The sequence below is a fragment of the Flavicella sp. genome, from assembly GCF_037132785.1.
In the GTDB taxonomy this organism is placed as follows: Bacteria; Bacteroidota; Bacteroidia; order Flavobacteriales; family Flavobacteriaceae; genus Flavicella.
On the sequence record NZ_JBAHZZ010000039.1, the window covers coordinates 1 to 10111 of the forward strand.

10 protein-coding genes and 1 pseudogene are annotated in these 10111 nt (G+C 30.7%); 6 read left to right on the forward strand and 5 right to left on the reverse strand.

The genetic code is table 11. The features are described from left to right. The 3 genes and pseudogenes from V5787_RS02410 to rpe all read left to right on the forward strand — a co-directional run. Positions 1 to 136: pseudogene (locus V5787_RS02410) on the forward strand (IS1595 family transposase); the annotation flags it as partial. 127 nt (positions 137 to 263) lie between these two features. Continuing rightward, on the forward strand, positions 264 to 1127 hold the full coding sequence (locus V5787_RS02415) for a sigma-70 family RNA polymerase sigma factor (RefSeq protein ID WP_336891690.1): 864 nt from the start codon (positions 264 to 266) through the stop codon (positions 1125 to 1127). 100 nt (positions 1128 to 1227) lie between these two features. Further along, entirely contained in the window at positions 1228 to 1884 is a 657-nt protein-coding gene (gene rpe, locus V5787_RS02420) for a ribulose-phosphate 3-epimerase (protein WP_336891691.1), read from the forward strand. 275 nt (positions 1885 to 2159) lie between these two features. Here rpe and V5787_RS02425 read toward each other — a convergent pair whose 3' ends face one another. Continuing rightward, positions 2160 to 3197: a UDP-glucose--hexose-1-phosphate uridylyltransferase gene (locus tag V5787_RS02425; RefSeq protein ID WP_336891692.1), complete on the reverse strand. Its 1038-nt coding sequence runs from the start codon at positions 3195 to 3197 to the stop codon at positions 2160 to 2162. A 3-nt stretch (positions 3198 to 3200) separates the two neighbouring features. Continuing rightward, positions 3201 to 4373: a galactokinase gene (galK, locus tag V5787_RS02430; protein ID WP_336891693.1), complete on the reverse strand. Its 1173-nt coding sequence runs from the start codon at positions 4371 to 4373 to the stop codon at positions 3201 to 3203. A gap of 104 nt (positions 4374 to 4477) precedes the next feature. On the opposite strand from galK, the gene V5787_RS02435 reads away from it, so the two are divergent. Beyond that, entirely contained in the window at positions 4478 to 5179 is a 702-nt protein-coding gene (locus V5787_RS02435; protein WP_336891694.1) for an NUDIX domain-containing protein, read from the forward strand. Here the strand turns inward: V5787_RS02435 and V5787_RS02440 are convergent, their stop codons facing one another. Next, positions 5180 to 5602 carry a CBS domain-containing protein gene (locus tag V5787_RS02440; protein ID WP_336891695.1) on the reverse strand — a complete coding sequence of 141 codons (423 nt, stop codon included), beginning with the start codon at positions 5600 to 5602 and terminating at the stop codon, positions 5180 to 5182. 124 nt (positions 5603 to 5726) lie between these two features. On the opposite strand from V5787_RS02440, the gene V5787_RS02445 reads away from it, so the two are divergent. Beyond that, positions 5727 to 6140: a hypothetical protein gene (locus V5787_RS02445; protein WP_336891696.1), complete on the forward strand. Its 414-nt coding sequence runs from the start codon at positions 5727 to 5729 to the stop codon at positions 6138 to 6140. A 71-nt stretch (positions 6141 to 6211) separates the two neighbouring features. Continuing rightward, complete coding sequence (locus V5787_RS02450) at positions 6212 to 6730, forward strand: M23 family metallopeptidase (protein WP_336891697.1); 519 nt, start codon at positions 6212 to 6214, stop codon at positions 6728 to 6730. Between the two features lie 178 nt (positions 6731 to 6908). Here the strand turns inward: V5787_RS02450 and V5787_RS02455 are convergent, their stop codons facing one another. Both V5787_RS02455 and V5787_RS02460 read right to left on the reverse strand, forming a co-directional pair. Next, complete coding sequence (locus V5787_RS02455; protein WP_336891698.1) at positions 6909 to 9203, reverse strand: M1 family metallopeptidase; 2295 nt, start codon at positions 9201 to 9203, stop codon at positions 6909 to 6911. Between the two features lie 6 nt (positions 9204 to 9209). Further along, entirely contained in the window at positions 9210 to 9698 is a 489-nt protein-coding gene (locus V5787_RS02460) for a DUF6702 family protein (protein WP_336891699.1), read from the reverse strand. Positions 9699 to 10111: the final 413 nt, after the last annotated feature.

A 10111-nucleotide genomic window follows, 5' to 3' on the forward strand; every position in this document is an offset into this window, starting at 1 on the left:
AGCATATTTTGATGAATTTTGTTTTAGAATTAATAGGTCACAATACAAAGAATCCATTTTTCATAAAACAATTCTTAGAATGGTACTACAAAAACCTAAATATCAAAAAAACACAAAACAGATACTAGACGTATAACTCAGTAAAATAAATAACCTTTTTTTAATATCTTCCTTTTTCTGTAACCTTTATATACTTTTTTACGTATATATCTAAGCGGAGGAACTTGAGACTCAACTCAGCTCTTGCCAAAATTGACAATTACATGAGACAATTAAAAATCACCAAGCAGGTTACCAATAGAGAAACTGCATCGTTAGACAAGTATTTACAGGAAATAGGAAAAGTTGATTTAATTACTGCCGATATGGAGGTAGAATTAGCACAACGAATCAAAGCAGGAGATCAAGTAGCATTAGAGAAACTTACGAAAGCAAACTTGCGATTTGTAGTTTCAGTAGCAAAACAATACCAAAATCAAGGACTGACTTTACCTGATTTAATTAACGAAGGGAATTTAGGCTTAATCAAAGCAGCAAAACGTTTTGATGAAACTCGTGGATTTAAGTTTATCTCATATGCAGTATGGTGGATTCGTCAATCTATTTTACAAGCATTAGCCGAACAATCACGTATTGTTAGATTGCCATTGAATAAAATTGGCTCTATCAATAAAATCAATAAAATGTATGCTTTCTTAGAGCAAGAAAACGAACGACCTCCTTCTGCTGAAGAAATTGCTAAGAAATTAGACATGACTGTAAACGACGTAAAAGAATCTATGAAAAATTCTGGTCGTCACGTATCCATGGATGCTCCATTAATTGAAGGCGAAGATTCTAATCTTTACGATGTATTGAATTCAGGAGAATCTCCTAACCCAGATAAAAACTTACTGCATGAGTCGTTAAGAGTTGAAATAGAAAGAGCTCTTGAAACTTTAACTCCACGTGAAGCTGACGTAGTCAAATTATACTTTGGACTAGGAGAGCACCAACCAATGACACTGGAAGAAATTGGTGAAACTTTTGATTTAACAAGAGAACGTGTACGTCAAATTAAAGAAAAAGCTATTAGAAGATTAAAACATACTTCAAGATCTAAAATATTAATGACTTATTTAGGTTAATCCTATAGATAACCGTTAACAAACAAAAACTCTCGATATCTCTATCGAGAGTTTTCGTTTTTTATACTATTATTGCAAAATAATTATCAAACATAAAGAAATGAGTAAATTAATTGCCCCTTCGGTTCTTGCAGCGGACTTTGCAAACCTACAAAGAGACATTGAAATGGTTAATAATAGTGAGGCTGATTGGTTTCATATTGATGTAATGGACGGAGTTTTTGTTCCTAATATTTCATTTGGAATGCCTGTTATCCAAGCTATTAAAAAGCATGCTAAAAAAACAATCGATGTACATTTAATGATTGTAAACCCTGATCAATATATTTCTACATTTAAAAAAATTGGTGCAGATATATTAACGGTTCACTACGAAGCTTGTACTCATTTACACAGAACCTTACAAGCTATTAAAGCTGAAGGCATGAAAGCTGGTGTTGCTCTAAATCCACATACACCTGTGTCTGTTTTAGAAGATGTTATCAAAGACATTGATATGGTTTGTATTATGAGTGTCAATCCAGGATTTGGAGGACAATCATTTATAGAAAACACTTATAAAAAAATACAACAATTAAAAAACCTAATTGATTTTTCGGGTTCAAATACTTTGATAGAAATTGATGGTGGAGTAACTGACAAAAACGCAAATCTACTAGTAGAATCTGGCGCTGATGTATTGGTTGCAGGAAGTTATGTTTTTGGAGCAGAGGATCCAACAACAACAATCGCTGCACTAAAAGCAATGGTGAACTAATAATAATTCCAAAAACATAAAAGGGTAGTTCGAGGTGAACTACCCTTTTTTCATTCCTAGAACTTAAAGACATCCTCTTTTTTTGTCAATCTATCCACTAATACCAATTTAACATTTAAATGACGTAATAATAATTTGATATTTTCATATTCATAAACACTATTTCAAAAAAACTGTGATCATTTTTATTTACACGGCTCAATTGCTATAAAATGGTTATAAAAACAAACTTTCATCTATTAGAAACCTTTATAAACACAGAGTTTATAATGACCTTATTTAGAGTAGTGCACGTTTGATAAAGCTTTTAAAGTAGCTGCGGCTTGTTCTGCCGTTATATCTCTTTGTGGACTTGCAAACATTTCATATCCAACCATAAACTTCTTAACCGTAGCTGACCTTAATAATGGTGGATAAAATGACATATGAAAATGCCATCCGTCGTTATTCCCTCCGTCTGTAGGACTTTGATGAATTCCAGCTGAATAAGGAAAAGAAACTTCAAACAAATTATCATACATTATTGTCAACTCCTTCAAAATTTCAGCATAAGATGTAACTTCACTTTCTGATAACTGGCTGATATTCTGATAATGTTTTTTTGGTATAATCATTGCCTCATATGGCCATACAGCCCAGTAAGCTATCAATGCGACGAAATCGTCATTTTCTACTAAAATACGCTCTCTACCTCCCTTTAACTCCTGCTTCAAATAATCACCTAACAAACTTACTCCATTGGCTTTAAAATACTCAGCTTGCTTTTCAGATTTTTTAACTATCTCTCCAGGAATAGAACGTTGAGACCAAATCTGACCGTGTGGATGAGGATTACTACAGCCCATAATTGAACCCTTATTTTCAAAAATCTGAACATAATTGATTCCATCTATGGATCCTAAGGTTTCAAACTCTTCTTTCCAAAGTTTGATTATTTTTTCAATATTCTCTTGTTCCATCAATGGAATTGTCAACGAGTGATTTGGAGAAAAACAAACAACTTTACAGATACCTGTTTCAACTTCCGATTTTAACAAGCCATTTTCAAATATCGCAGGCTCATCATTAAGAATAGCAGAAAAATCATTTTTAAAAATAAATGTATCTGTATAATTAGGGTTTACATCATCACCCATTCTAGAGTTTCCAGGACACAAATAACAGGTATCATCATACTCAATAGTACTTAATACTGTTTTGTCTTCTCTCTTTCCTTGCCAAGGTCTTTTTGTTCTATGAGGAGAAACTAAAATCCATTCTCCTGTTAAAATATTATATCTTCTGTGCGACGTTTCGTTAATATTAACTGCCATTTATTAAATTTTTTGAACTCCGTTATTTATTTTCACGGGAATAGGTGTTACCTCAAGGTTACATGCTTTTTTATAAGCTATAGTAATATCAGCAACAAAGCTTTTCACATATTTCTTATCGATTAAGTTTATAGTGCATCCTCCGAAACCACCACCCATCATTCTTGCTCCAAGAACTCTGTCATCATTTTTAGCAAAATTCGCTAAGAAATCTAACTCGGGGCAACTTACTTCATATAAATTTTGTAATCCGTCATGAGATTGATTTAATAATTCACCGACCAATTCAAAATTGTTATTTTCCAAAGCTTGAACAGTTGCTTCTACCCTCTTTTGTTCCTGAATAACAAATATCGCTCGTTTCACTCGATCTTCACCCAATTCTTCTTTAAACTCAGCAATCATTTCTTCGGTAGCTTCCACTAAAGTTTTTACGTAAGGGTATTTTGCAGTAATAATTTCTAAGGCAGATTCACATTGAGCTCTTCTTTCATTGTATGCGCTGTAAGCTAAATTGTGAGATACATTAGTATTCAATAACAACAATATATTTGTGTTCATCTCTGCTGGAATAGCTCTGTATTCTAAAGTTTCACAATCCAATAATATAAAATGATCTTTTTTACCTTTAATCACAGAAAATTGATCCATAATCCCAACATTTGCACCAGAAAAAATACGTTCGGCGTTTTGACATAATTTAATAATTGTAATATCATCAATTTCTAACTCAAATAACTCATTCAATCCTTTTGCAAATCCACACAAAAGAGCAGCAGATGAAGAAATTCCAGATCCTATTGGCAACTTACTATCCAAAGAACAATCAAATCCCGTAACTTTTGTAGGTCTAATTTTAGCAATTTCAGTTAAAACACCAGACAAATAACTTAGCCATCCTTCTCCAGGCTTTTCAGGAACCGAAATGTCAAAAGAAAACCCTTCGTTAAAATTCTTACTTAAAACATTAGCAAATGTAGCACTGTTATTCTTTTTAATAGAAAAATAAATACACTTATCAATAGCAGCAGGTAATACGTTTCCTCCATTATAATCTATATGCTCACCGATTAAGTTAATTCTTCCAGGAGCTTCAATATTTACTACATCTATTGCACCCAAAGCGAATATCTTGTCAATTTTAATACAATCAGATTGTGATAATTTAGTACTCATAATCTCAAATAATTTAAATTAAAGTTATACAAATATAATAAATGTATTTATTACATTTATATAAAAATCAATAAAGTCCATCAAAATTATTTACTTTTGATATTATGGATACAAAACAGCTGAATTACTACGCAGAACAAGACAAAATTCTAATTGCAACTGATTGTATAATCTTTGGTTTTGACAATCAATCGATAAAGCTATTGGTTTTTAAAAGACGAATAGCCCCTTTTGCAGGTAAATGGTCATTAATCGGAAGTTTTGTGAAAAAAGACGAAAGTGTTAAAAACGCAGCGAAAAGAGTATTAACAGATATTACAGGACTTGAAAATGTTTTTATGAAACAATTAAAAGTCTATGGCAGTGTGGATAGAGACCCTGGAGATAGATGCATCACCGTCGGACAATACGCATTGATTAGAATTGAGGATCAGGATATTGAATTGGTCGAAAAACATGGAGCTGTTTGGTACGACTTAGATAAAATGCCAGATTTGGTATTAGATCATAATCAGTTAGTTGAAGACGCTCTAGTTCAATTACGATTAAAGGCTAGTTATCAACCTATAGGATTTGAACTATTACCAGAAAAATTTACGATTCCAAGCTTACAAAAACTATACGAATCTATTTACCAAAAACAATTTGACAATCGTAATTTTAGAAAAAAAATAATCGCTTTAGATATACTGACAAAACTAGAAGAAAAAGATAAAACATCTTCTAAAAAAGGAGCTTACCTATACAAGTTTAATCGAAAAAAATACGATAAATTAGCTGATGCAGGTATTAATTTTAAATTATAATTAATCGTATTGAGAGATCATATAATTCAATAAGTCGGTAGTCGTAACAATTCCTATTAATTCATGATCTTCCACAATTGGCAATGCATGAAATTCATTTTTAGATAAAATTTCAGCAACCTCCTTAATTGTTTTTGTGGAAACTATCTGGATAGGATTTTTAATCATTACTTGCTCTACACTAAGATTTTCAAACAGCGTATCTTCAATTTCATCATGGTGTTCGATATTTAAATCTGTAAAACTGATTCTTTGCAAATCAGTCAAACTAAGTATTCCAATAATATCCTTATTTCTAACAACGGGTATATGTCTAATTTTATAACTCTTAAATAATTGTTCAGCATCTAACAATGAATTATTCAAGGTAAGTGCGATAACATTAGTAGTCATTATTTTTGAAATAGGTGTATTACTTTTCATATTTAATCTTTTTCGTTGTACCATATAAATGTCTTAATTTTTAAATGTATTTAATATGATATCTATCAGTCTTTAAAAAACAAGTACTTTTACAGCAATTAAATACACTTAAAAAAACTCAAAGATGCAGAAAAAAGTTGAAGAATATATAGACAAATACCTCAATACAATTGCCATACTAGAAGAAGCAGGTGTAGGCTATGAAAACGTTGAGATTTTGGAATACAATACACATCATGAAAATGGAGATGTCTTTAAAAATCAAAAAGATGAATTTTACGGAATTGCAATTTTAAATGCCGTTACTTCAGAAAGCGCTCAAAAAATTACTAGGGAAATAAAAAAAAATAAATCTATTACAACTCCTAAATTAAATGAATTTGTAAAAAAGCATTATTTAAAATGTTTTATTCCTGAAAGTTCTGACTCTTATAAAAAATGGAGAAAAGGTGATATAGGAGTTGCTTTTTTTGAATATAATGATTCCAAAAAATCAATCTCTCCTGGTTTTACAAATGAATCGGCTGAAAAAAGATAATAATACCATTTTAACATTTAAATAACGTATTAAATTCGTTTATTTTTCATTCATATCTCGCACAAAATAAAATGAAAAAAAGAACAAAAATATTATTTACAATTCTGATAATAATTGCTATTGGTTTGATTTTACCACAAGATTTTAAAATGCCAGTTGAAAACGCAACAAAAAATGATTTTAATAAAGACTCTTTTTGGCATTACCCTTGGGGAAAATCTATAACACACAAAGGAGTTGATATTTTCGCGAAAAAAGGAACGAAAATAAATTCATCAGTAAGTGGATTAGTTTTATATGCAGGAGAAATTCCAATCGGAGGGGAAATTTCATTGATAATCGGGCCGAAATGGAGAATTCATTATTATGCTCACATGAAAGATAATATGTCTTCTACTCTATCTTGGGTTAATCAAGGTACGACAATCGGCACTATCGGTACAAGTGGGAACGCAAAAGGAAAAGCACCACACTTACATTATTCAATTTTAACTCCGATTCCATATTTTTTGAGATATGACTATAAAAGCAGACAAGGATGGAAAAAAATGTTTTATTTGAATCCGATTGATTATCTTATAAATGATTAAAAAACTAAGGCAATAACTCAATATTCCTCTACACAATATCATTAGAATAAGTTTTAATTAGCACACAAAAAGAGATCCAAGAATCTTCTAGTACTCCATAATCAAAAAAGGTTTGAGAAAATTCTCAAACCTTTTTTCTAGATATAATTAGAAAATATTATCTTTCAGATATAAATCCTTATTGTTTTTTTGATAATTCTTTTAATCTTAAATCCCTTTGCATTGGATTCTCTGATGAGCGTCCAGACTTAAACAAATCGAATTTTGTTGGCACCTGTTTTTCTGGCCAACTGTTATTGTTTATGTCTGTGTCTGCTGTTTCTAAAAACGGATCTAATAAAATAGAACTTACTTTTTTATCAAAGAAAAATACTTTTGAAATTTTCTCTTCATGCTTTCTCCAAACTTCTGCTGGTATGCGAATAATTTCAGTCGTATTGTCTTCAAATGTAAACTCTAAAATAACTGGCATTGGAATTCCTCCAATATTACTAAGTTTTAATTCGTAAAATTGCTTTCCAGAATTCAATAATTCCAAATCATCTGTCGATAAGGAACTTTTAAATGTATTGTATTCCGAATTATCTATAGCATCAACTTCATAAATATCTCTAGAACCATAAAAATCGTCAATGTCAGAATCTAGCTCATTTACTGTCTCTTTAATTGACTCTTTGTTTCTAATTTGACTAATAAATTGTTGCTCATTTTTATTAACTTCTCTAGCCGTTCCCTTTTCAATCTTCGGATTCTTGGTATTCAATTGAAACCAATTAACTTCATCTAAACTAATATCTACATGATCTGTAGTATAAAACCATGCTCTCCAAAACCAATCTAAATCAACCGCAGAAGCATCTTCCATTGTTCTAAAAAAATCTGCTGGAGTAGGATGTTTAAACTTCCAACGCTCGCTATAAATTTTAAATGCATAATCGAACAGCTCTCTTCCCATTACGGTTTCTCTTAAAATATTTAGAGCCGTTGCAGGCTTACCGTAGGCATTATTTCCAAACTGCCAAATAGATTCTGAATTAGTCATAATCGGAGAAATATTGCTCTTATCGCCACGCATATAATTTGTAATTAAATGCGCAGGACCTCTTCTAGAAGGATAGTCTCTTTCCCATTCCTGTTCCGTTAGGTATTGAACAAATGTATTTAATCCTTCATCCATCCAAGTCCATTGACGCTCATCAGAATTAATAATCATAGGAAAAAAGTTATGTCCAACCTCATGAATAATTACTCCCCACATTCCGTATTTAGTACGTTCAGTATAGGTTCCATCTGCTTCGGGTCTTCCTCCGTTAAAACAGATCATAGGATATTCCATTCCAATTCGATTTGTGTGTACAGAGATAGCAACAGGATATGGATAATCAACAGTATATTTAGAATACGTTTTTACTGTATGAGCTACTAGTTTAGTCGAATAACGCTCCCATAAAGGATTTCCTTCTTTTGGGTAATACGACATTGCCATAATATTTTTTCCTCCAACTTTAACCCCTTGCGCATCCCATATGAATTTTCTAGAAGATGCAAATGCAAAATCTCTAACATTTTTAGCCTTAAAAGTCCAGGTTTTAGTTCCTTGTGATTTATTTTTCTCTACCTCTTCCGCTTCTGTCTGTGTAATAATTAAAATTGGAAAATCAGAATTTTCAGCCTTTTTCAGTCTATTTCTTTGTTCAGAAGTTAAAACAGAATTTTCGTTTTGTAAAACACCTGTCGCACCTACAACGTGATCACTTGGCACAGTGATAGAAACTTCGTAATCTCCGAACGGCAAAGCAAACTCTCCACTTCCTAAAAACTGCTTATTTTGCCACCCTTCAACATCATTATAAACACACATTCTAGGAAACCACTGTGCTATAGTATATAAATAATTATCATTTTCTTTAAAATATTCGTAACCACTACGACCACCAAGTTTTGAACGGTCATTGATATTATACCACCACTTAATGTTAAATGAGATTGATGAATTTGCCGCTAGTGGTTTATCCAAATCGATTCTTAGCATTGTTTTATTTATAAAATATTTCATTCCATGGCCCGAAGTAGAAGTGATTTCTTCTATCTTAAATCCTCCATCAAAATCTAACATTTTCTTTTTTATATTTCTTAAGCTTCTAAAATCTTCCATTTTTTCAACTGAAATCAATTTAGAATCAGAGTCCTTAGACCTTATATTTTGATCTAATTGAATCCACAAATACTCAAGAACATCAGGAGAGTTATTTGTATAGGTTATCGTTTCTTTACCTATGATTTTTTGTTCCTCATCATTTAAAGTAACATTAATTTTATAATCGGCTTGTTGCTGATAATAGTTATGTCCTGGTGCACCAGCAGCATTTCTATATTCATTAGGAGTTGGAAGTAATTGCTCTAATTGTGCAAATTTATTCTGCGAAAAAGAAATAATAGGCAACATTAAAGCTATAAGAGTAATTTTTCTCATGGATTATTAATTAAATTTAATTGTTTGCGTTTTTACTGAAATTAAAAAAGGTTTCGTATAACTTTTCTGCTTATAATAAAAAGTAATTTTATTTTGCTGTTTTTTATTATGATTCATTAACAAATCATAAAATACATCTACCTGATTTTCAATTGTAACAGACTCAGATTCTAAATAAAATTCTGTAACTCCTTTTAATGATATTTTAAACCCTAAAAGTTTAAAATTCACCGATTTAGTAGATTTTATTTTAAAATGCCTCAGAAGATAATTTTCAAGAATTTCAAAATCCTTAGAATCATTTTCAATCTCTGAAAAATCTACGATTATAATTCCTTCTTCTTTAATCGCAGATTCTAAGTCGTGAGTTGAAACTATTAAGGTTGTTTCTAATTTTTTTGAAGTTTCATTATACTCAACTTCTGCAAAAGCAAAAAAATAATCATGTGCATAGGTACTGAAAGAGGTAAATAAAACCAATAAAAATAATCTCATCTTTTAAATTTAAAATTTAACAATATTACACATTTTTAACATAAACACCTGCTCTTTAATACAAAAAAACAACTTTTCACCCTTAAAACACAAAGAGCTAATTTAGTAATCTCTACAAATTACACAACTAAAATCCTTTTTCATTAAAAACAAATCAATATATTTAACATTACTTTAAGAATACAAGAAACACAAAAATGAATTTTTGGATCAAGAACCTTTGGCAAAAACAACAATTGTAAAAACAAACAACGAAATTAGAGTTGATATAAATATTAAGACCGTTGCATAATGCTCTTTTCATTTTTAGATTTCAATTTTGACTTTTTAAATCTAAAATTTATATTTTTTTTTCTTATTTTCATTGTTTATGTTAGTTATGGATCTATTTTTTGGTTCATTTTCCTTTAGTT

Excerpts from the sequence above, each read along its gene's own strand:
- V5787_RS02415 (WP_336891690.1), top strand. The coding sequence starts at position 264 with ATGAGACAATTAAAAATCACCAAGCAGGTTACCAATAGAGAAACTGCA.
- rpe (WP_336891691.1), top strand. The coding sequence starts at position 1,228 with ATGAGTAAATTAATTGCCCCTTCGGTTCTTGCAGCGGACTTTGCAAAC.
- V5787_RS02425 (WP_336891692.1), bottom strand. The coding sequence starts at position 3,197 with ATGGCAGTTAATATTAACGAAACGTCGCACAGAAGATATAATATTTTA.
- galK (WP_336891693.1), bottom strand. The coding sequence starts at position 4,373 with ATGAGTACTAAATTATCACAATCTGATTGTATTAAAATTGACAAGATA.
- V5787_RS02435 (WP_336891694.1), top strand. The coding sequence starts at position 4,478 with ATGGATACAAAACAGCTGAATTACTACGCAGAACAAGACAAAATTCTA.
- V5787_RS02440 (WP_336891695.1), bottom strand. The coding sequence starts at position 5,602 with ATGAAAAGTAATACACCTATTTCAAAAATAATGACTACTAATGTTATC.
- V5787_RS02445 (WP_336891696.1), top strand. The coding sequence starts at position 5,727 with ATGCAGAAAAAAGTTGAAGAATATATAGACAAATACCTCAATACAATT.
- V5787_RS02450 (WP_336891697.1), top strand. The coding sequence starts at position 6,212 with ATGAAAAAAAGAACAAAAATATTATTTACAATTCTGATAATAATTGCT.
- V5787_RS02455 (WP_336891698.1), bottom strand. The coding sequence starts at position 9,203 with ATGAGAAAAATTACTCTTATAGCTTTAATGTTGCCTATTATTTCTTTT.
- V5787_RS02460 (WP_336891699.1), bottom strand. The coding sequence starts at position 9,698 with ATGAGATTATTTTTATTGGTTTTATTTACCTCTTTCAGTACCTATGCA.